General features: G+C 73.2%; 20 protein-coding genes. 9 read left to right on the top strand and 11 right to left on the bottom strand.

Features of this window, described 5'->3' with window-relative positions; translation table 11 throughout:
• Positions 1 to 85: 85 nt before the first annotated feature.
• Entirely contained in the window at positions 86 to 1885 is a 1800-nt protein-coding gene (locus AOM46_RS21115) for a gamma-glutamyltransferase family protein (RefSeq protein ID WP_062214144.1), read from the bottom strand.
• Positions 1886 to 1991: 106 nt separating this feature from the next.
• Between AOM46_RS21115 and AOM46_RS21110 the strand changes: the two genes are divergently transcribed.
• Positions 1992 to 2528: a DinB family protein gene (locus AOM46_RS21110; RefSeq protein WP_062214143.1), complete on the top strand. Its 537-nt coding sequence runs from the start codon at positions 1992 to 1994 to the stop codon at positions 2526 to 2528.
• Between the two features lie 312 nt (positions 2529 to 2840).
• Here the strand turns inward: AOM46_RS21110 and AOM46_RS21105 are convergent, their stop codons facing one another.
• Positions 2841 to 3458, bottom strand: coding sequence for a TetR/AcrR family transcriptional regulator (locus AOM46_RS21105; RefSeq protein WP_062214142.1), 618 nt, complete (start codon positions 3456 to 3458; stop codon positions 2841 to 2843).
• Between the two features lie 106 nt (positions 3459 to 3564).
• Here AOM46_RS21105 and AOM46_RS21100 point away from each other — a divergent pair, with 106 nt between their 5' ends.
• The gene (locus AOM46_RS21100; protein WP_062214141.1) at positions 3565 to 4602 is read left to right on the top strand and encodes an aldo/keto reductase; all 1038 of its coding nucleotides are present in this window, start codon (positions 3565 to 3567) and stop codon (positions 4600 to 4602) included.
• Here AOM46_RS21100 and AOM46_RS21095 read toward each other — a convergent pair.
• Both AOM46_RS21095 and AOM46_RS21090 read right to left on the bottom strand, forming a co-directional pair.
• The gene (locus AOM46_RS21095) at positions 4571 to 5521 is read right to left on the bottom strand and encodes a GNAT family N-acetyltransferase (protein ID WP_062214140.1); all 951 of its coding nucleotides are present in this window, start codon (positions 5519 to 5521) and stop codon (positions 4571 to 4573) included. The genes AOM46_RS21100 and AOM46_RS21095 overlap by 32 nt on opposite strands.
• A gap of 33 nt (positions 5522 to 5554) precedes the next feature.
• Positions 5555 to 6643, bottom strand: coding sequence for a MerR family transcriptional regulator (locus AOM46_RS21090; RefSeq protein ID WP_062214139.1), 1089 nt, complete (start codon positions 6641 to 6643; stop codon positions 5555 to 5557).
• A gap of 343 nt (positions 6644 to 6986) precedes the next feature.
• Here AOM46_RS21090 and AOM46_RS21085 point away from each other — a divergent pair, with 343 nt between their 5' ends.
• A complete protein-coding gene (locus tag AOM46_RS21085; protein WP_078857045.1) occupies positions 6987 to 7817 on the top strand; it encodes a hydrolase in 831 nt (276 codons plus the stop codon).
• A gap of 127 nt (positions 7818 to 7944) precedes the next feature.
• Here AOM46_RS21085 and AOM46_RS21080 read toward each other — a convergent pair whose 3' ends face one another.
• Positions 7945 to 9207 (bottom strand): glycoside hydrolase family 71/99-like protein, encoded by a 1263-nt coding sequence (locus tag AOM46_RS21080; protein WP_062214137.1) that lies wholly within the window; start codon positions 9205 to 9207, stop codon positions 7945 to 7947.
• Between the two features lie 385 nt (positions 9208 to 9592).
• Here AOM46_RS21080 and AOM46_RS21075 point away from each other — a divergent pair, with 385 nt between their 5' ends.
• Together AOM46_RS21075 and AOM46_RS21070 are read left to right on the top strand one after the other, a co-directional pair.
• Positions 9593 to 10264: an AAA family ATPase gene (locus tag AOM46_RS21075; protein ID WP_062214136.1), complete on the top strand. Its 672-nt coding sequence runs from the start codon at positions 9593 to 9595 to the stop codon at positions 10262 to 10264.
• A gap of 266 nt (positions 10265 to 10530) precedes the next feature.
• Positions 10531 to 11733, top strand: coding sequence for a cytochrome P450 (locus AOM46_RS21070; RefSeq protein WP_062214135.1), 1203 nt, complete (start codon positions 10531 to 10533; stop codon positions 11731 to 11733).
• Between the two features lie 15 nt (positions 11734 to 11748).
• On the opposite strand, the gene AOM46_RS21065 is transcribed toward AOM46_RS21070, so the two are convergent.
• Genes AOM46_RS21065 through AOM46_RS21050 form a run of 4 tightly spaced genes read right to left on the bottom strand, consistent with a single transcriptional unit; the run spans position 11749 to position 15239 of the window.
• Positions 11749 to 12525 carry a class I SAM-dependent methyltransferase gene (locus tag AOM46_RS21065; protein ID WP_062214134.1) on the bottom strand — a complete coding sequence of 259 codons (777 nt, stop codon included), beginning with the start codon at positions 12523 to 12525 and terminating at the stop codon, positions 11749 to 11751.
• A 48-nt stretch (positions 12526 to 12573) separates the two neighbouring features.
• A complete protein-coding gene (locus AOM46_RS21060; RefSeq protein WP_062214133.1) occupies positions 12574 to 13428 on the bottom strand; it encodes an amidohydrolase in 855 nt (284 codons plus the stop codon).
• The gene (locus tag AOM46_RS21055) at positions 13425 to 14408 is read right to left on the bottom strand and encodes an aldo/keto reductase (protein WP_062214132.1); all 984 of its coding nucleotides are present in this window, start codon (positions 14406 to 14408) and stop codon (positions 13425 to 13427) included. Before AOM46_RS21055 ends, AOM46_RS21060 begins: the two co-directional genes overlap by 4 nt.
• A gap of 33 nt (positions 14409 to 14441) precedes the next feature.
• On the bottom strand, positions 14442 to 15239 hold the full coding sequence (locus AOM46_RS21050) for a FadR/GntR family transcriptional regulator (protein ID WP_078857044.1): 798 nt from the start codon (positions 15237 to 15239) through the stop codon (positions 14442 to 14444).
• A gap of 302 nt (positions 15240 to 15541) precedes the next feature.
• On the opposite strand from AOM46_RS21050, the gene AOM46_RS21045 reads away from it, so the two are divergent.
• Together AOM46_RS21045 and AOM46_RS21040 are read left to right on the top strand one after the other, a co-directional pair.
• Positions 15542 to 16843: an enolase C-terminal domain-like protein gene (locus tag AOM46_RS21045; protein WP_062214131.1), complete on the top strand. Its 1302-nt coding sequence runs from the start codon at positions 15542 to 15544 to the stop codon at positions 16841 to 16843.
• A 22-nt stretch (positions 16844 to 16865) separates the two neighbouring features.
• Positions 16866 to 17648 (top strand): SDR family NAD(P)-dependent oxidoreductase, encoded by a 783-nt coding sequence (locus tag AOM46_RS21040; protein WP_062214130.1) that lies wholly within the window; start codon positions 16866 to 16868, stop codon positions 17646 to 17648.
• Between the two features lie 150 nt (positions 17649 to 17798).
• Here the strand turns inward: AOM46_RS21040 and AOM46_RS21035 are convergent, their stop codons facing one another.
• Together AOM46_RS21035 and AOM46_RS21030 are read right to left on the bottom strand one after the other, a co-directional pair.
• Positions 17799 to 18305, bottom strand: a complete 507-nt coding sequence (locus AOM46_RS21035; RefSeq protein ID WP_062214129.1) for a general stress protein — start codon at positions 18303 to 18305, stop codon at positions 17799 to 17801.
• A gap of 111 nt (positions 18306 to 18416) precedes the next feature.
• Entirely contained in the window at positions 18417 to 18848 is a 432-nt protein-coding gene (locus AOM46_RS21030; protein WP_062214128.1) for a DUF3224 domain-containing protein, read from the bottom strand.
• Between the two features lie 118 nt (positions 18849 to 18966).
• On the opposite strand from AOM46_RS21030, the gene AOM46_RS21025 reads away from it, so the two are divergent.
• Both AOM46_RS21025 and AOM46_RS21020 read left to right on the top strand, forming a co-directional pair.
• Positions 18967 to 20016 (top strand): YafY family protein, encoded by a 1050-nt coding sequence (locus AOM46_RS21025; RefSeq protein WP_078857043.1) that lies wholly within the window; start codon positions 18967 to 18969, stop codon positions 20014 to 20016.
• A 205-nt stretch (positions 20017 to 20221) separates the two neighbouring features.
• Positions 20222 to 20962 (top strand): hypothetical protein, encoded by a 741-nt coding sequence (locus AOM46_RS21020; RefSeq protein ID WP_062214126.1) that lies wholly within the window; start codon positions 20222 to 20224, stop codon positions 20960 to 20962.
• The last annotated feature ends 50 nt before the right edge of the window (positions 20963 to 21012 follow it).

Genomic DNA, 21012 nt, shown 5'->3' with positions numbered 1-21012 from the left:
GTTTCCGGCGGGCTACAGAACGTTTTCGGACGCAGCGGGTTGACCCGCGTGGCCTTTCGGCACCCCAAGTCGGCGCGCGGCCGATTCAGCGGCCCACGGCATAACCTTGCATCCCCCGGGGGTTGGCCGCCGCCGACAGCACCCCGGATTCCGGGTCACGACCCACCACACAGAGTCGCCCCTCCGTCCACGGTCCGGCGACCGTCACCCGGTGGCCGCGCCGGCGCAGCTCCTCGATGACCGGCTCGCCGATCCGCGCCTCGACGGTGACCGCGCCCGGCGTCCCGTCGCGGGGGAAGAACGAGCTGGGGAAGCCGTCCTGGTGCCAGTTGGGCGCGTCGATCGCGCCCTGTAGGTCGAGGCCGCCACGCACCGGCGCGCGCAGCGCCACGGCGAGAAAGAAGTGCGTCTGCCACTGGTCCTGTTGGTCGCCGCCCGGGGTGCCGAACGCCAATGTCGGCTCGCCGCCGCGCAGCGCCACCGTCGGGCTGAGCGTGGTGCGCGGCCTGCGCCCCGGGACGAGCGAGGACGGCAACCCCTCCTCCAGCCAGGTCATCTGCAGTCTGGTGCCCAACGGGAAGCCCAACTCCGGTATCACCGGGCTGGACTGCAACCAGCCGCCGCTCGGCGTCGCCGACACCATGTTCCCCCAGCGGTCCACCACGTCGACATGGCAGGTGTCGCCCCTGGTCTCGCCGTCCGCGCCCACGGTGGGCTCGCCGGCGCCGGCGGTGGGTGCGGCCGGGGTGGCCGCGCCGGACAGCAACCGGTCGGTCAGACGCGGCAGTCGGGGCGCCCGCCCGTCGGGTGCGCCCGGGCGCAGCTCCAACGAGGCCCGGTCGCCGACGAGTTGTCGACGTTCCGCGTTGTACCCGGGGGAGAGCAGCGCGTCGAGCGGCACCGGGGCCGAGTCCCCGTACCAGGCCTCCCGATCGGCCATGGCAAGTTTGCTCCCCTCTATCAGGGTGTGCACATAATCGGGCGTGCCATAAGCGGAGGCGTCCAGTCCGCCGTCCAGCAACGCCAGTTGCTGGGGCAGCACCGGCCCCTGGGACCAGGGCCCGGCCTTGCAGAGCGTCCAGTCGCCCCACTGGTAGCGCACCGGAGCCTCGTATCCGGCCGACCAGCCGGTCAGATCGTCTCCGGTCAGCACCCCGGCGTGCCGTTCGCCCGAGGAGTCCATCGCCGGACGGGCCGCGTGCCGGGCGATGGCGGTGCCGATGAAGCCCTCGCGCCAGATCCGGCGGGCCGCCTCGATCCGGGCCTCGCGGTCCCCGCCGGCCGCCGCGCTCTCCGCCAGCAGCCGCTGCCAGGTGGCCGCCAGCGTGGGGTTGCGCAGCAGCGCGCCGGGCGCCGGGGCGCGTCCGCCGGGGAGATAGACCTCCGCCGAGCTGGTCCACTCCCGCTCGAACAGCTCCCGGACCTTCGCCACCGTCCCGCCGATCTGCTCCACGGCCGGATGCCCCCGCTCGGCGTACCCGATGGCATAGCCGATGACCTGTTCGAGCTCCCTGGTGCCATGGTCGCGCAGCAACGTCAGCCAGGCGTCGAAGGCGCCCGGCACCACGGCCGCCAACGGCCCTGTGCCCGGGACGAGTTCCAGCCCGAGACCGGTGTAGTGGGCCACACTTGCCCCGGCCGGCGCCGGCCCCTGCCCGCACAGCACCCGCACCTCGCCGCCGGCCGGCGCGACGATGATCGGCACGTCCCCGCCCGGGCCGTTGAGATGCGGCTCGACCACCTGGAGCACAAAGCCGGCGGCCACCGCCGCGTCATAGGCGTTCCCGCCGTCCTCCAGCACCGCCATCGCGGACTGGGACGCCAGCCAGTGGGTGCTCGAAACCATGCCGAAGGTGCCCCGCAGGGTGGGCCGTGTGGTGAACATGCGCGGAGCATACGTGCCGGCCATCGAGCCCCAACAGGCCCATGGCCTCGGCCGATCGACGTGATAACCGTTTCCTCCCGGGCCGCCGGCCGGTCAGGATCGGGCCATGAGCACATCCGAAACGGAGCTGGCCCGCTGGCAGTTCGACCTCAGCTGGGCGCTCTTCGACCACCACCTCCAGCGGTTGGCACCCGACGACTTCCTCTGGGAGCCGGGACCGCTGTGCTGGACGCTCGACGCCGGCCCTGACGGCAGCTGGATCCCCGACTGGGCCGACACCGAACCCGACCCCGTCCCGGTGCCCACCATCGGCTGGCTCAGCTGGCATATCGGCTGGTGGTGGAGCGTGACCATGGACCACGCGCGGGGGCGCACGCCCCGGGAGCGCGAGGAGATCCACTGGCCGGGCCCCGGAGAGCCGACCATCGCCTGGCTCCGCGCCCTGCGCGACGAATGGCTCGACATCCTCGGCGGCCTCGACCCGTCCGCCCTCGCCGCCCCGGTCACCTTCCCCTGGGGCGAAGACTCCCCGTACACCGGGGCCCACCAACTCGCCTGGGTCAACACCGAACTCACCAAGAACGCCGCCGAGATCGGCCAACTCCGCCTGCTCCGCACCGCCGCCACGGCCGCCCCCGCCTGACCCCACGGCCCGGCGTGCACACCTCGCGTCGCGTGCCCGAGGCCGCCGGGACAGCTTGCGGTTTGTCGGCTGTCGGCCCGTTCCTGGGTGTCCGCGACGGGCTGGGCCATCGTGCCTCTGTGTCCGAGGTGGCCGCCGGCGGATCCCCGCCCGGGGTGTGGTGTGTCCGGTGGCCCCTCCGGCGGGGCACACTTCGCGCCGTGCGCGGCGGCCCGCCACGGGGCGCTACGACCGCACCGCACCACGGGCGCCCGCCCCCACCGCCGGCGTGCGACGTCAGCGCGCAGTGCCCAGCGCACCGCCGGCGCGCGGTCACCCCGCCGGGAGGCGGTACGCGCCGGCGACGGCCGCCGCCGCGGCGGCCGTCGCCGCGCGGTCGGCGGTGGGTTGGTCGATGGGGTCGCCGCTGGCCAGCAGCCGGTAGTAGAGCGGTGCGGAGACCGCGCGGACAACCTCCTCCGCGTCGGTGTCCCCGGAAAGCTCGCCCCGTTCGATCGCCTGGTTCACGCAGGGCGTCCACTCGGCGATCCGCACCCGGTAGAAGCGGTGCAGCGCCTCGGCGGTGCGCGGGTCGCACGACGCAGCGGTGATCACCGCGCGGAACAGCGGACCCTGGCGCGGGTCGGTCAACGTCCGCTGGACGAGGCGCCCGTTGGCCTTGAGGTCGCCGAGCAGCGAGCCGGTGTCGGCGCGGGGGAGCGAGGTCTCGGCCCATTCGGTCAGCAGGTCGGTGATCAGCCCGGTGGGCGTGCCCCACCGGCGGTAGACGGTGGTCCGTCCGACGTCGGCGCGGCGCGCGATATCGCCGAGGTCGAGTCGGGCGAAGCCGTGCTCGATCAGCGCGTCCCCGGTCGCGCGGAGCACGGCCTCGCGCACCCGTGCCGTCCGGCCGCCCGGTCGTGCCGTGCCCGGCTCGGCGTTCTCCACCATAAACGGGACTCCAGTTTCATTAGATGGCTGGGTCGTGCTAGCTTTCCCTCATCCTAATGGAACGACAGGCCCATTAACGGGCCGGTCGGCGTCGGGAGGACCCGTCATGGAATACCGCCAGCTGGGCTCGTCGGGGCTCAGGGTTCCCGAACTCAGCCTCGGCACCGGCACGTTCGCCGGCCGAGGACCACTCTTCGGCGCCTGGGGCGACACCGACGAACAGCAGGCCCGCCGCATGGTCGACATCTGCCTGGAACACGGCCTCACCCTGTTCGACAGCGCCGACGTCTACTCCGACGGCGCGGCCGAGGAGGTGCTGGGCGCCGCCATCAAGGGGCGCAGGGACCAGGTGCTGATCTCCACCAAGGCCGCCCTGCCCACCGGCGAGGGCCCCGGCGACGCCGGCACCTCCCGCGCCCGCCTGATCGCCTCCGTCGACACCGCGCTACGCCGCCTGGGCACCGACCACATCGACCTCTTCCAACTGCACGCCTTCGACGCCGCCACCCCCGTCGACGAGGTGGTCACCACCCTCGACGACCTGGTGCGCGCCGGGAAGATCCGCTACACCGGCGCCTCCAACTTCTCCGGCTGGCAGCTGATGAAGTCCCTCGCCTCCGCCGACCGGCACGGCCGCAACCGGCATGTGGCGCACCAGGTCTACTACTCGCTGGTGGGCCGCGACTACGAGTGGGAGCTGATGCCGCTCGCCCGGGACCAGGGCGTGGGCGCGCTGGTCTGGAGCCCGCTCGGCTGGGGACGGCTGACCGGCCGCATCCGCCGGGGCACCCCGCTGCCGCCCGGCAGCCGCCTCCACCGCACCGCCGACTTCGGCCCGCCCGTCGAGGACGAACAGCTCCACCGCGTCACCGATGTGCTGGACGAACTGGCCGAGGAGACCGGGCACATCGTCCCGCAGATCGCCATCAACTGGCTGCTGCGCCGCCCCACCGTCTCGTCCGTGCTCATCGGCGCCCGCAACGAGGAGCAACTGCGCCAGAACCTGGGCGCGGTGGGCTGGGCGCTCACCCCGGAACAGATCGCCCGGCTGGACGCGGCGAGCCTGCGTACCGCGCCCTATCCGTACTACCCCTACCGCCGGCAGGAGGGCTTCAGACGGCTCGACCCCCCGCTGGCCGGCTGACGTCGACCAGTTCGATATTGCGGGCGAACGGGCGGAACCCGAGCGAGGCGTAGGTCGCGGAGGCGGCGGGCGCGGCGGCGTCGCCCCGGGCGCAGACCCGCGCCGTGCGCGCGCCCAGCCGGCGGGCGGCGCGCAGCGCGCCGAGCATGGCGGCCCGGGCCAGCCCGAGCCGCCGATGACCGGGCACGGTGCCGACCGGCTCCAGCACGGCCGTCCGCGTCACCTCGTCGTACCAGGCGAGCGCGAAGGCCGCCGTCGACCCGTCCGCCGCCGTCACCCGCCAGTCCGTCTCCGGACGGTAGGGCCAACTCGCCGTGATCCGGCGGTAGTCGGCGCCGGTGAAGCCGCTCGCGGCGGGAAACGCCGCCCGATGCGCCCGGGCCCGCGCCGCCGTGTCGTCCGCCGTCCCCGAGGCCGTCACCGAGGCAGGCCCCGCCAGGTAGCCGGCGGGCAGCGGCGGCGGGTCGGGCAACTCGGCCAGGTCCAGCCGCAGATGGACGAAGAACGGCCGGCCCTCGTCCCGCCGCCGGAACCCGCGCGCGGACAACGCCTCGACCAGCTCCGTCTCGGCGTCCAACACGGTGACCGACCGGACCGCGCCCGCCCCGCCGACCCCGCTGACCTCGTCGAACCAGTCGAGCAGCGGCTCAAGAACCGCCAACTCCTGAGGATCCACCTGGAGATCGAGCGCGGCCGACGGTTTCTTCCAGGCCCAGGCAACCGTGCGGCCGTCCGCGTCCGACCAGAGCGCCATCGGCCGGTCGGGCGGCGGCACCGCGAACTGCCGCTGGAAGAACGCGAGTTCGCCCGGATGCCAGCGGCCCGGACCGTCCCACAGGCGCTGGGCCAGTGTCTGCGTCTCCCGCAGCATCTCCGCCCCGACGAGCTGCCGCCGCCGGTACCGTTGGTCGTCCGCCATGGCCAACCACCCTACGGCCCGGCACCGTTGGCGTCAGGCCACAAGCAGCCGCAGGCCCAGCTCCGCCGCGTCGAGGGCGACCAGATCGCGGTTGCGCTCGGCCCACCGGCCCGAGTCGAGGTCGTCGCGCAGCCCTCGCACCGCCCGCTGCTCGGCCTCGGGCCCGACCCTGGTCCAGACCGACACCGCCCGGCGCACCTGCTCCTCCAGATAGGCCTCGGGCCGGCGCCAGTGGGCCTCGAAGAAGCCGTCGGCGCAGTCCCAGGGGACGAGCACCGGCTCCGCGCGGCCACCGATCGCATGGGTCAGATCGGCCAACGAGGGCCAGTCGACCAGCAGTTCGGCGAACTCCGGCAGATAGTCGCGGGTGAGCCAGAACCGCTCCCGCCGGCCGGCGTCACCGGCGTCGTAGGTGAACACCACCACCCGACGCGCCACCCGCCGCATCTCCCGCAGCCCGGCGATCGGATCCCGCCAGTGGTGCACCGTGCTGAACGCCATCGCCGCGTCGAACGACCGGTCGGCGAAGGGTAGTCGCTCCGCCGCGGCGGCCAGGCACCGTGCCGCGCCCGCCGGACGCAGCGCCCGCATCACCGCCGACGGCTCCACCGCCGTCACCTCGCGGTCCGGTGGCTCGTAGGAGCCGGTGCCGGCCCCGACGTTCAGTACCGTTCGGGCGTCGCCGAGCGCGTCCCAGACCCGTGCGGCGATCCGGGGCTCGGTGCGCCGCGTCGTCGGGTAGTCGGAACCGATGGCGTCGTACAACTGTGCGCCGAACATCCTCAGTTGCTCCTCCGGTGTCGTTCTGATCCCCATGGCCCGCGCCTCCAACTCGCCGTCGATGGCCGTCACCATGGCGGCGGCCCGGTCGCGCTGTTCCAGCAGCAGACCGCGCAGCCGCCGCAGACGCGTCACCGCGTCGGTGGCCGGATCGTCGACCAGATCCGCGATCTCGCGCAGCCCGAACCCCAGCCGCCGGTAGGCCAGTACCTCCCGCAGCCGCTCCACATCGCGCGCCGAATAGGCCCGGTACCCGGCGGCGGTCCGCGCGGACGGCCGGACGAGGCCGATCTCGTCGTAGTGGTGCAGCGTGCGGACGGTCACGCCGGTCAGCTCGGCCACCCGTCTCACGGTCAGGTGCTCTTCCACCCGAGCGGCTATGCGGCATGACGTCACGTGAGGGTCAACCGCCGCGCCCGGGGAGACGACCGGGCCGCCCGCCCCAAGAGCCGGTAAAGATTCTCCCCGGCACCCGCCGCCCGACCGCCGGGGGCCCACCGGTTCCCGCAGGTCAACGGCCGCCGCGACGCCGGATATCGCCGTCCGGCACCACGGCGGAGAACCCCGTGCGCGCCTCTGGACCGACGCGCCGCCCCGCGTTAACGTCAGTGGATGGGAGCGCTCCCACTCCGGCTGCCCCACGCAGTCCCGGCGCACCGCACCCCCCACGATCAGGAGTATCGCCATGTCGCCTGCCCCCACCCCCGGACGCCGTCTGCGCGTGCCCGCCGCCGTGGCATTGGCCGTGACGCTCACCGCCGCCGGCGTCTCCTCCGCGCTCGGCGCCGATCCGGGCGCCCGTGCGGTCGACGTCCCGGCCGCAGCCGAATGCGGGACCGACGGCTTCTGCGAGGACTTCGAGGAGATGGACGGCGGTGCGCCGGGCGGCCGTTGGGAGGTCGAGACGCGGGACTGCTCGGGCACCGGGACGGCGACCGTGGACCCCGAGGCGGGGCGCGACGGCGGGCAGGCGCTGCGGATCGACGGCGCCGACGGCTACTGCAACCATGTCTTTGTCGCCACCGACCTGGCCGATGTGGACACCGGCGCCGGCCTCTATGTCCGCTTCTGGGTGCGGCACACGGACGAACTCCCGCAGCAGCATGTGACGTTCCTGGCCATGGAGGATGTCGCCGACAACTCCCGCGATCTGCGGATGGGCGGCCAGAACGCGGCGCTCCAGTGGAACCGGGAGTCCGACGACGCGACCCTGCCCGAGCAGAGCCCCGCCGGTGTCGCGCTGAGCGAGCCGCTCCCGGTCGACGAGTGGGTCTGTCTTGAATACCAACTCGACGGATCCGCCGGGCTGTTGGAGACCTGGCTGAACGGCGAGCAGGTGGTCGGGCTGGTGGTGGACGGGGAGCCGACGCACGATATCGACTCGCAGTGGCTGAACCGCGCCGACTGGGCGCCCGATGTGGTGGATCTGCGCCTGGGCTGGGAGAGCTACGGCGAGGGCGCCGACACCCTCTGGTACGACGACATCGCCGTCGGCACCACCCGCACCGGCTGCTGACCGGGGCGGAGTTGACTCGGTCGCCCGGGGAACTGGCGGTGGCACGCGCTCCCCGGGCGACCGGCTGGACAGGGGACGGGGCGGCGGCTCGGGGCCTGGGAGGCGGGTACCCCGAGCCGCCCGTCGGTCAGCCGCCGGGGGGCGTGAAACGCTCCTCGGTCAGCGGGATCTCACCCCGGAACATCCGCCCGCCGTCGCCGGTGAGGCGGAGGTAGTAGTCGGAGGTGCAGAACGTGCCGTCCTCGTCGAGGGCGAGGAAGCCGGAGTCCGTCGGGATGTCGGCCTGGGTCTCGGCCGTCTTGGCTATCTGGTTGGCCTCGTTGTACTCGTCGAACATCGAGATGTAGAGGCCCTGCACGCCGATCCGCGTCAGGTTGTAGAACTGTCGCCACATGAAGTCGCCGTGCAGTCGGTGACGTCGGGAGTTGTCGCCGGGGATGACGCACGGCTGGTAGTCCATCCCGTGTTCGTCGCATTCGGCCTGGTCGGGTGTGTTGACATGCTGGTAGAAGTGCTCGATGTCGGCGAGGTTGGTGAGCCGTCCCACCATCCAGGGCGAGAGCATGTCGAGCGAGCGGTAGACCTCGATGAAGCCGGGCCTGGAGTCCTGGGTGCCGGTGCGCCAGTGGGTGGGCACGCCGCCCATGACATAGATGTCCTGGGCATGGAACCAGTCGATGACGTCCTGACAGACCTCGGGCGGCCAGGTCTTGTTGGGCTCGTTGAAGCCGAACCCCCAGATGCCGACGACGGGTTTGCCGTCCTGCATGGCGTAGGCGGGGGAGTCGATATGCGACCGCATCTTGGCGGTCCAGTCGGCCTTGACCTCCTCCTGCATATCGTCCCAGGCCGTGACGTCGTACATGATGTAGTACTTGATCCCGTGCGTCTCGGCGGCGGCGCGGACCTTCTCGGCCATGTCGTCGCGGGTGGGGCCCTCCGAGCCGTTGGGGTTGAAGCGTTGGAGCGCGGCGGTGTCGATGCCGTACTCCCTCATCCACCGGAAGTGGACGTCGACGGTCTGGTCGTCGTGCGAGGAGAACACCGTGGCCGGGCCGCCGCCGCCGAGGTCGGCGAAGGCGGTCGGGTAGACGTTGCTGTACTCCCGCATGTCGGGCCAGCTCATGAGCGCGTGGTTGGTGGGGGACGGCGGCTGGGACCAGTTGGCCGACCAGTGCCACCAGCCGTCGATGGGGGCCTGGTCGCCACGGGCGGCGAACCAGCCCTGGTAGCCGGTGGTGATCCTGCCGACCACATCGCCCACGGCTCGGGCGCCGACCGCCCTGGTGGCGGGGGCGGCGCTGCTGGTGGAGGCGACCGAGGTCACCAGGGCGGCGGCCGGGGCTGCGGCCAGGGCGGAAGTGACGAATGCGCGGCGTGAGATTCCCATGTGGACCTCTCCGGTGGGGGATTTCCGCGAGTGATTGCAGCGCATCGTAACGACGAGGTTAAGGCTCTGCAATAACTGTGACGATCTGCGCAAAAACCTGATGAGTTCCGGGAGTTGGCGGCCAGGTGGGGGAGAGGCCCGCTGGCTCACGGGGCGCCCGCATCCGAACGGCCCCCGGCCGGCGCCGCGTTGGTCCGGCGGCATGCGGCCGCGTTCGCCGGGCGGCCGGCCGATCGGAAAGTGGGCCGACCCGGTCGGCATCGATGCTTTTTGGTCCATCCCCCGCTGATAGCTGGCCAGTTGCCCCCGCGCTGCTCCCAACGCCGTTGTTCAACGGGCAGAATCAGCCATGGCGGCCCGAGGCCGACCAGGGTGAGAGGGCAAGATGAACCAGCAGACCGTCGCCGATCCGGCCTGGCCCCGTGTCCATGACCTGCGTGGCGATCCCCTGGAGGGGCCGCTCTCCCTGTCCTGGCCCGCCGGCCACCGGGTGGTGGTCAGCGGACTGCCGGGGTGCGGCAAGTCCACCCTGATGCGTCGCGCGGTCGGCCCGGACGGCCGGGGCGACTCCGTGATCACCGTCGACTCCCAGGACGCGCGCGGGCGTTGGGACCGCAGGCTGGCCCACCGGCTGCCCTATCCCGTCTACCGTCCCCTGGTGCGGCTCGCGCACTACGCCAGGATCGTCTGGGTGCTGCGCCGCGCGGCGCCTGTCCTGGTGCACGACTGCGGTCGGGTGCCGTGGGTGCGCGGCTGGCTGGCCTGGCACGCCAGGCGCCGGGGCCGGCCGTACCATCTGCTGCTCGTCGATGTGCCGCCGGACGAGGCGCTGGCCGGGCAGGCCCGACGCGGGCGGGCCGTCTCCGCCTACGCCTTCCGCCGGCATCGGCGGGCGATGGCCCGGCTGGTGGCGCGGGTGGAGTCCGGGCGGCTGCCCGCCGGCTGCGGTTCGGTGATCCTGCTCGACGGCCCGGTGGCGGCACGCGCCCTGCTCCGCTTCACGGCCGAGCCCGACGGCATCGAGGCCGACGGCTACCCCAGGGTGGGGCGTCCCTAGGCGTACCGATCACGAGGCGTGTCCCGCGGCCGAGTCGGGGATGGCGGCATGGCGAAATGTTGCGGATGAGCCGTGATGATCACTCGATGGCGTGAGAATTCGGACGATTGGGTAACGTTCGGGCCTCGTTGGCGAGAGTGCTGGTGACGCAGACTTGCCAAGGAGGCCCGATTTTCGTGGTGGACCGAGTGTCTTCCCCGTGCCAGGACCGGCGTGACTCCCCGGAGTCCCCCGGCATCACATCGACCGATGGTGACGCCTCATCGGTGGCGACGGCCGAGGTGCCGCGCGCCTATCCCTTCGGGGACACCATCGGTCTGGCGCCGCATCCGGCCTATGCCGCGCTGCGGGAGGGGCCGCCCATCCGGGTGCGGCTGCCGTACGGGGAGCCGTGCTGGCTGGCGACCGGCCATGAGGACGTGCGCACGGTGCTGACGGACCAGCGGTTCAGCGTCGCCGAGGCGATGAGCCGGGACCATCCCCGGATGCGCCCGCTGGCCAGAAGGGGCGGCGGCATGGTGGCCATGGACCCGCCCGAGCAGACGCGGCTGCGCCAGGTGGTCAGCCGACGGTTCGCCGCCCGCCGGGTCGAGCGGATGGGCGACTACATCCGCGAGGTGGCCGAAGAGCAGCTGGCGGTGCTGCTGGCCGCTCCCCAACCTGCCGATTTCGTCGCGCTGTTCGCCACCCCGCTGGCGATCCGGGTCAGCTGCGATCTGCTGGGACTGCCCGAGGACGGGCGGCGGCAGTTCAGCGACTGGGCGCGCACCGTGCTCTCCTTCACCGCCACGGACGAGGAGGTGGCCGGCCGCACGGTCGCCTTCCGCGGCTATGTCGCCGATCTCGCCGAGCGTCGCCGGGCCGAGCCGTGTGACGATCTGCTCACCGATCTGGTCCAGGCGCGGGACGCCGGCAGGATCCACGAGGGCGAGCTGTTCGCCATCGCCGCCGAACTGCTCAACGCCGGATTCGAGTCCACCGCCTGCCAGTTGAGCAGCATCTGCTATCTGCTGGCGGTGCGCCCCGAGGTGTCGGCGCTGTTGCGTGGGCGCCCCGAGCTGATCCCGGGCGCGGTGGAGGAGATGCTGCGCTTCATCCCCCTGATCCTCGGCTCCACGCTGCCCCGCTACGCCACCGAGGACATCGTCCTGGGCTCCACCCTGATCCGCGCGGGATCGCCCGTGCTGGTGGATCTGGCGGCGGCCAACCGGGACGGACGGGTCTTCGCCGAGCCCGACACGTTCTCCCTGGAGGCGGCGGAGTCCACGGAGGCGCCGCGCCATCTGGCCTTCGGCGCGGGGCCGCACTACTGCCTGGGTGCCCAGCTGGCGCGCCAGGAGCTGCGGATCGCCCTGGAGCTGATGGTCACCCGGCTGCCCGAACTGCGCCTGGCCGTCCCGCGCGAGCGGGTGCCCTGGCGCACCGGCTCCCTGCTGGCCGGCCCCGAGGAGCTGCCGGTGGCCTGGTGAGGCGTCCGGCGGTGGTCAGGGCGTGGCCCGGATGAGGACGAGGGAGCCGTGGTACTCCGGCCGGTGGCGCAGCGCCCCGTGCCGGGCGTCCCAGGCGCCGGAGTCGAGATCGGCACGGAGCCGTGCGACGGCGGCGTCGGCCACGGCGGGCTCGACAAAGCTCCAGGAGGAGCAGGCCCGGCGGGCGCCGGGCTCCAGAAGCATCTCCGGCCGGCCGTAGTACGCCTCGTTGAAGCCGTCGACGCAGTCCGCCGGGATCCTCACCGGCTCCACCGTGACCCGCCCGCCGACGGCCTCGGCGATGACGTCGACGGGCGGGTACCGCCGGGCCTCCGCGTCCAGGACCGGTGGCGCGTACTCGTACAGCCAGAAGTCCCGGACGAGGGCCGGGTCGCAGGTGAGCACGACCACCGGGCCCGTGGCCACCCGGCGCATCTCGGCGAGCCCCGCCCGCACGTCCTGCCACTGGTGGACGCTGAAGGTGGTCAGCGCGGCGTCGAACGCGTCGTCGGGGAAGGGCAGTCGCTCGGCGGTGGCGTCCACGGCCGGCGCGAGGTGGGCGGGCCGTTGGGCGCGCATCGCCGCGGCGGGCTCGACCGGGGTCACCCGGAGGTCCGGCGATTCGTAGGAGCCGGCGCCGGCGCCCACGTTGACCACGGTGTCGGCGTCGCCGAGCGCGGCGCCGATCGCCCGGGCGATCCGGGGATCGGGCCGCCGGTAGTCGCGGTAGCCGGCGCCGATGGTGCCGTAGTCGGCGTCGCCGGCGCTGCCGGTCCCGGTTTGTTCAGTCACGGCATAAACGTATCCCCGGGGTCGCCGGGAGCGCCATCGTCGGTGCGCTCAGGGCGTCAGGCCGTAGACCTGGCGGGCCGTGTCGCCGAACACGTCCGAGCGTTCCTCCGGGGTCAGCCCCGCCGTCAACTCCTCGGCGGCGCCCACGACTTCGGCGTAGGAGGCGGCGGCGAGGCAGACCGGCCAGTCGGAGCCGAAGAGTAGTCGGCGCGGGCCGAACGCGTCGAGCGCGACCTCCGCGTAGGGACGCAGCCCGTCCGTCGTCCAGCCCGCCGGACCGGCCTCGGTGACCAGCCCGGACAGCTTGCAGCTGACGCCCGGCTCGGCGGCCAGCCGCCGCAGGTCGGCGGCCCAGGGGAGCAGTTCGCCCGAGGCGATCGGCGGCTTCGCCAGATGGTCGAGGACACACCGCAGTTCGGGCAGCGCCCGCACCGCCTCGACGGCGGCGGGGAGTTGGTGCGGCAACACCAGCAGGTCATAGACCAGGCCGGCCTCCGCGACGGCCGCCAGGCCCGCGCGTACCTCGGGGCGGGCCAGCCAGTCGGCGTCGGGCTCGCCCTGCACCAGATGGCGGATGCCGACCAGCCGATCGCCCCCGGGCCCGGCGCGCAGCGCGGCGATGGCCTCGGCGACCGCGCCGCCGCCCGCCGTGAGATCCACCCAGCCGACCACCCCCAGCACCAGCGGTTCGTCGGCGGCCAGCGCCAGGAACTCCGCCGTCTCCGCCATATCGGGCAGCACCTGCACCAACACCGTGCCCGCGACGCCCGCCTCGGCGGCCCGAGGCGCCAACTCGCCCAGGGCGAAGGTGCGGTGCAGCCGCGTCAGGCCGGCTTCGAGCAGCCAGGGCTGGGGGCGGCGGGTCAGATCCCAGAGGTGGTGGTGCGCGTCGATCCGGCTCATGCCCGGCCCTCCTCGCCGGCCGGCACCAACGCGTCCAGCTCGCGCCAGAGTTCCTCGGGGATCTCGACGGCGGCATGCGCCGCGTTCTCCGTGACCTCGCGGGCGTTGCGCGCCCCCAGCACCACCGCGCCGACCGCCGGATGCCGCCATGGGAACTGGATCGCGGCGGCCGCCAGCGGCACCCCGAACGCGGCGCAGGCTTCCGCGAGTTGACGCGCCCGGCGGAGCAGCGGCTCGGGCGCCGGCGCGTAGTCGAAGGTCGCGCCGGGGCGCGGATCGGCCAGCAGCCCGCTGTTGAACACGCCCCCCACCAGCACCCCGGTGCCCCGTTCGAGACAGGCCGGCAGCAGGGCCTCGGCGGCCCGCCGGTCCAGCAGCGAATAGCGGCCCGCGACCAGCACACAGTCCAGATCGGCCTCGGTGACCAGGCGCGTCAGCATCTCCGTCTGGTTCATCCCGGCGCCGATGGCCCGCACCACGCCCTGGGCGCGCAGCTCGGCCAGCGCCGGATACGCCTCGTGCAGGGCCTGTTCGCCGTGGTCGTCGGGATCGTGCAGCAGCACCAGGTCGAAGTGGTCGAGCCCGGACCGCTCCAGGCTCTCCTCCAGGGAGGCGCGCACGCCGGCGGCGCTGAAGTCCCACACCCGGGCCAGATCCGTCGGCACGCCGTGGAAGCCGTCGGTGCCGGGCGGCGAGAAGCCGGGCCGCAGCAGCCGTCCGACCTTGGTGGAGACCACCACCTCGGCCCGGGGCCGGTCGCGCAGAAACGCGCCGAGGCGCCGCTCCGAGACGCCGAGACCGTAGTGCGGCGCGGTGTCGAAGGTGCGAACTCCCGCGTCCCAGGCGGCCGTCAACGTCTCCTCGGCCGCCGCCTCGCTCACCGGCGTGTAGAGCCCGGCCAGCGGGGCGGTGCCCAGCGCCAGCCGGCCGACGGTGACGCCCGAGCCGCCGAGCGGGGCGCGCCCGCCGGCGGCCGTCATCGCCCCGCCCCGGCGCGCACGCCGGGCGTGCGCTCAGCGCGACGCGCCCCGCGCGCTTCCACCGGTTCGGCGTTCTGCGGGTGGGGGCCCCGCCGGGGGGTCGGCTTCGTCGGCATGGCTCTCCTCGCTCGGGGCCGCGTCCAGGCCCCGTTGGATTTCCAGATGGCGTCGCAGCCAGTGCTCGGTGCTGCTCACATGCACCAACGCCGTGGCCTCGGCCAGCGCCGCGTTCCCGTCGGCGAGGGCACGATAGATCGCCTCATGCTCGGCGAGGGTGCGTTCCGAGGCGTGCTCGTCCACCAGCGCGCGCCAGATCCGGCCGCGCAGGGTGCGTCCCGAGATGCCGTCCAGCAGCGAGATCAGCGTTTCGTTGCCGGTGGCGGCCAGCACCGCGCGGTGGAACGCCGCGTCATGGCGCACCAGCAGTTCGACGTCGTCCCTGGCGGCCCGCATGGCGTCCAGCTCGTCGGCCACCACAGCCAGCGCCTCCGGCGTCATCCGCCGGGCGGCCAGCCCGGTCGCCACCGGCTCGAACAGCCGGCGGGTCTCGGTGAGTTCGAGCAGGGTCTCGCCGTGCAGCAGCTCCACGGCGACCGCCAGGCCCTCCAGCAGCAGACTCGGCTGCAGGCTGGTCACATAGGTGCCGTCGCCCCGCCGGATCTCCAGCACCCGGGCGACCACCAGCGCCTTGACGGCCTCCCGCATCAGATTGCGGGAGAGGCCCAGCTCGGCGGCCAGCTGCTGCTCCGGCGGCAGCTTGGCGCCCGGCGGCAGCGCGCCCGTCTGGATCAGCTCTCGGATACGGACGATGGCGTTGTCGGTCAGCGACATCTGGTCCACCTCGGTGCGGGCCGTGGAGAGCGGGGCCTGAGGATGCAGGACCCTAACAGAAAGATCCTATCTTCCGGGAGGGGGTGTGATCTCCTGCCCCCCGGTGGATTGTCAACCACCCAAATAACCTGCGGTTTTGCTGCGAGGGGTGGACGTGGGGGGCGCTCGGGCCTATCAATAGATCCCATGTCTTGGGGTATCGCTCTGACCCGTATCAGCGCCGCCAGGCCGACGCGCACCGCCGTCGCCCGGCCCTGCCCCGAGGCCGAAGACGCCCACCTCCAGCAGCCCCGGCAGGCCCCATGACTGAGCAGATCACCGCGCTCGACGTGTCCGACGTCAGATTCCCGACCTCCCGCCAGCTCGACGGCTCCGACGCGATGAACCCCGAGCCCGACTACTCCGCCACCTATGTCACCGTCCGCACCAGCGCCGGCGCCGAGGGCCACGGCCTCGCCTTCACCATCGGCCGGGGCAACGAGGTCCAGGCCGAGGCGGTGCGGGCGCTCGCCCCGCTGGTCGTCGGGCTTCCGGTGGACGAACTCCTCGCCGATCTGGGCGCGTTCTCCCGCCGCCTGACCGGCGACGGCCAACTGCGCTGGCTCGGCCCGGCCAAGGGCGTGATCCATATGGCCGCCGCCGCCATCGACAACGCCGTCTGGGACCTGGCCGGGCGGCTGGCCGGCAAGCCGGTGTGGCGGCTGCTCGCCGAGATGACCCCCGAACAGCTCGTCGACCTGGTGGACTTCCGCTATCTGCGGGACGCCCTCACCCGCGACGAGGCCCTTGCCATCCTGCGGGCCGCCGAACCGGGGCGCGCCGAACGCACCGCCCGGCTGCTGGAGTCGGGCTACCCCGCCTACACCACCAGCCCCGGCTGGCTGGGCTACACCGACGAGAAGCTGGTCCGCCTCGCCAAGGAGGCGGTCGCCGAGGGCTTCACCCAGATCAAGCTCAAGGTCGGCGCCGATCCGGAGGCCGATCTGCGGCGGGTCCGGCTGGCCAGGGAGGCGGTCGGCCCCGACATCCGGATCGCGATCGACGCCAACCAGGCATGGGGCGTGCCGGAGGCGATCGAACGGCTGCGCCCGCTGGCGCCGCACGCGCCGTACTGGATCGAGGAGCCGACCTCGCCCGACGACATCCTCGGCCATGCCGCGATCCGCCGCGCCGTCGCCCCGATCCGGGTGGCCACCGGCGAACACTGCCAGAACCAGGTGATGTTCAAACAGCTGCTCCAGGCCGAGGCCGTCGATGTGCTGCAGATCGACGCCAGCCGCGTCGCCGGCGTCACGGAGAACGTCGCCATCCTGCTGCTGGCCGCCAGGTTCGGCGTTCCGGTCTGCCCGCACGCCGGCGGCGTGGGCCTCTGCGAGATGGTGCAGCATCTCGCCATGTTCGACTATGTGGCGGTGAGCGGCAGCACCGAGGACCGGGTGATCGAGTACGTCGACCACCTGCACGAGCACTTCACCGCGCCGGTCGAGGTGCGGGCCGGCCGCTACACGGCGCCGACGACCCCCGGGCTGGGCGCCGAACTGCGGCCCGAGTCCGTGGCCGCCCACCGCTATCCGGACGGGCCCGTCTGGCGGGCCGACGCGTGAACCAGGGAGCCGTGACACAGCCATGAACCCCTCCGAACGTCCCAACGCCCCAGCGTCAGAAGGAGAGTTCACCGGACTGGCCGCGCTGGTCACCGGCGGTGCCTCCGGCATCGGCCTGGCCACCGCCGGCCTGCTCGCCGCACGCGGCGCCACCGTCGCCTGCCTCGACGTCAACCCCGAGGTGCCCGCGCCGCTCCTCGGCTTCCGGGCCGATGTGAGCGACGACGCCTCGGTGCGCGTCGCCGTCGCCGACGCCGCCGAGGCGCTGGGCGGCCTCGACATCCTGGTCAACAACGCGGGCATCGGCGCCGCCGGCACCATCGAGGACAACCCGGACGACGAGTGGCACCGGGTGCTGGACGTCAACCTGCTGGGCGTGGTCCGGGTGACCAGGGCCGCGTTGCCGCTGCTGCGCGCCTCCGACCACGCGGCCATCGTCAACACCTGTTCCGTCGCCGCGACCACCGGGCTGCCCGACCGGGCGCTCTACTCGGCGACCAAGGGCGCGCTGCTGGCCCTCACCCGGGCCACGGCGGCGGATCTCGTCCGCGCCGGGATCCGCGTCAACTGCGTCAACCCCGGCACGGTCGACACCCCCTGGGTGGGGCGGCTGCTGGCAGCCGCCGACGATCCGGTGGCGGAACGGGCGGCTCTGGAAGCCCGCCAGCCCACCGGGCGGCTGGTCGCCGCCGAGGAAGTAGCCGAGGCCATCGCCCAGTTGGCCAGCCCGCGCGCGGGCGCCGTCACCGGCACCGCCGTCGCCGTCGACGGCGGCATGCACAGCCTGCGGCTGCGGCCCCGCTGACGCCGAGGCCGGAGGGAAAACGGCTGGAGCGGGAGCGCCGACCCATGCTGTCCCCGGTCCCGACGGACCGGTCGCGCGACCGGCCGAGCGAGGAGATCCGGCAGGCCACCCGCACGGGCCGAGCCGCGCGCCGACCGGCGTGGCCGGCGGTCAGCTCTCCCGCCAACCGAGCTTGATCAACCGGTTCTTGGCGTCCTCGGCGACCTCCTGGTCGGCGACGACGTCATAGTGCGCGGCCACGATCCGGTTGCGGGACGCGAAGTCCCGCTGGCCGCCGGTCATCGCCTGCCCGGCGAAGCCGAAGACGGCGCCGAACAGCGCGCCGTAGAACACGCCGCTCAGAATCGTCAACAGCACGCTGGCGCCGCCGTCCACGAAAAGGGACAGCAACAGCCCGACCAACAGGCCGAACCAGGCGCCCGTGCCGGCGCCGGCCCCAGTCGCGCGGGCCAGCGTGAGCCGGCCCAACACCGTCTCCACCATGCGCAGATCGGTCCCCACGATCGCCGTCCTGTCCACCGGGAACTCGTCGTCGGCGAGATGGTCCATCGCTCGCTGGGCGCCGGCGTAGTCCGGATAGGAGGCCACCACCGGGCGGGCGGCGGCGGCCCCGGCCTCGTCCTGGGACACCTGCTGCAGATACGAGATGCGGGACATCGCGCGACTTCCTTTCGCTCGGTCTCCCCGGTTCGCTCCTCTGCCTCCCCCCAGCCCAGGGTGCGCCCCGGCGCTGGTCCCCGCAAACGCGCCGGAGCGCACCCCCCCTGGTCAGCCCTCGGCGGGCAGCTCGTAGGAGAAGTGGTACGGGGTCGACGTCTCCCCCGGCCGGTGGGTGAAGCCCCCGCCGCCGGTCAACCCGGCCAGCGCGCCGCTGCCGGAGCCCGGCACCACGGAGAACTCGCAGGTCACCACGCCCGCCTCGTCGAAGTCGCCGCGCTCCTCCAGCACAAAGCCGCCGGCGCGGCCGTCCACCTCGCCGGTCACCAGCTCAAGACCGACAAACCGGCCGGTCTTCCCCTCCGTGTAGGCGATCGTGTACTCACAGCGCGTGTCGGCCGCCACGATCCCGCCGGAGAACGCGTTCCGCACCGTGGCATGCGCCAGCCTGGGCGGCTCGGCGTCCGCCGGGCCCACCGGGCTCTCCACCCAGTCGGCAAAGGTGAACTCGCCAGTCAGTGACGCGGACAGTGACTCGGACATCGATGGTCCCCTTCCGTGTTCCGCCACCGGCGCGGACCCTCCGGGCCGGGCGGACGAAGAGCACTCTGCCCGCCGTACCTGACACCTCCTGTCAGGTACGGCCTCGGGTCGTCGCATCATGGGACTTATGCGCGCCGACCGTCTGCTCTCCCTCCTCCTGCTGCTCCAGAACCGGGGCCGGCTCACCGCCCCCGAGCTGGCCGCCGAGCTGGAGGTCTCGGTGCGCACGGTCTACCGGGACGTCGAGGCGCTGGCGGCCTCCGGCGTCCCGGTCTACGCCGACCGGGGACCGGCCGGCGGCTATCGGCTGCTGGACGGCTACCGCACCCGGCTCACCGGGCTGACCGACGCCGAGGCCGACTCCCTCTTCCTCGCCGGAATACCTGGCCCCGCCGGCGAGTTGGGCCTCGGCGCCGAACTGGCGGCGGCGCAGCTCAAGCTCCGCGCCGCCCTCCCCGCCCCGCTGGGCGCCCGGGCGGCGCGGGTCGCGGAGCGCTTCCACCTCGACGCACACGGCTGGTTCCGCGAGACGGAGTCCGTCCCGCGACTGGCCACCGTCGCCCAGGCGGTCTGGGACCAGCGCGTCCTGATCGTCGACTACCGGGGCTGGCACCGCTCGGGCGAGCGGGAGCTGTGCCCGCTGGGGCTCGTCCTCAAGGGTGGCATCTGGTACCTGCTGGCCACCCGGGGCCGCCCGGACGACGAACCCAGGACCTACCGGGTCTCCCGGCTCGACACCGTGCGGCTCGCGGAAGCCACCTTCGAGCGGCCCGCCGGCTTCGATCTCGGCGCGCACTGGGCCGAGTCCACGCGCCGGCTCGCGGAGGCGCGTTTCCGCCACCGGGCCACGCTGCGGATATCGCCGCGCGGCGCCAAACTGCTGACCATGTTCTTCGGGGCGGCGGGCGCCGAGGCCCTGGCCGGCGCCGAGCCGGCGACGCCGGACGGCTGGCTGCGGGTCGAACTCCCCGTGGAGACCGAGGTGATCGCGGTCGGGGACCTGCTGCGCCTCGGCATCGAGGCCGAGGTGCTGGCGCCGGCCTCGCTCCGCGCGGCGGTGGCCGGGACGGTGCGCGAACTGGCCCACCGCTATGCCGCCCCGGACGCCGGCCGCCCGGGCGCCGAGGAGGGGGAACGGGCTGTCGCCCCGCCGCCCCCCACCCCCTGAAGCCGCCGAGAGCCCCGGAGAGCCCCCGAGATCCCCCGAGTTCCCCCGAGAGACTGGCCGGAAAGTGACGGCGTGAGTCGCCCCGCCCCGGCGCGCGCCACCCACCGCGCGCCGTCCGACCGATGCGACGCTCCGCCAGGTCCCCGTTCCGTCCGGTTCTCGCCAGGGCTCGTCCCTCGTGTCATGCACCGGTAGATTCCCGGCCATGAATGACGACGCGCTTCTCCCGGTGATCGCGGTGGCGGCCACCGCGTTGGTCGCTCTCGTGCTCGGGGCGTGGTTGCGCGGCCGGCTGGCCGCCCGGGCGAGACACCGCCTGCAGAGCTTCTTCGGGCTGCCGGACAACGCCGAATGTCTGCTGGTCGTCGGCCGCGACACCACCGCCGAGGGCGCGGTGACCCGCAACGACGTGCTGGCCCTGCTCGAACTCTCCGCCGTGATCAGGAACTGTGGCGCCACGGCCCAGCTGATATCGGGGGAGAGCGCCCGCCAGGGCTTCGGCGAACGCACCGAGTTCTGCCTGGGCGGCCCGACGGCCAACCGGCGGACCGCCGCACATCTGAGCAGCCTGCTGCCCGGCGTGCTGGTGAACACCGACTCCGAGGGCCCCGACCGCTGGGCCCTGGGCATCGGCTCCGAACGCTACCGGCTGGAGTCCGGCGTCGCCGAGTACGTGCTGCTGGCCCGCATCACCGCCGGACAGCAGGACCGCCCGGTCTTCCTCGCCTGCGGCCAGCGCTCCGTCACCAACCAGGCCGCCACCCGCTATCTCGCCAGGCACCATGTGAAGTTGGCGCGCAAGTACGGTTCCGGCGGCACCTTCTGCCTGCTGCTGAAGGTCTTCAACTCCCAGGCATACGGGGCGGATCTGGTCGAACTGGTCGACGATGTCACCAAGGCGGCCACCACCCCGCCGCCCAAGCTCACCACCAGTAAGGAACTCTGACGCGGCGTGACGTAGCCTGGGCTGGCGGGTACGGACGCCTCGTACGCCGT

Source organism: Streptomyces sp. NBRC 109706 (assembly GCF_000974485.1).
In the GTDB taxonomy this organism is placed as follows: Bacteria; Actinomycetota; Actinomycetes; order Streptomycetales; family Streptomycetaceae; genus Streptomyces.
The sequence above is the reverse complement of the archived record's forward strand: the minus strand, read 5'-3'. Positions and strand labels throughout refer to the sequence as shown.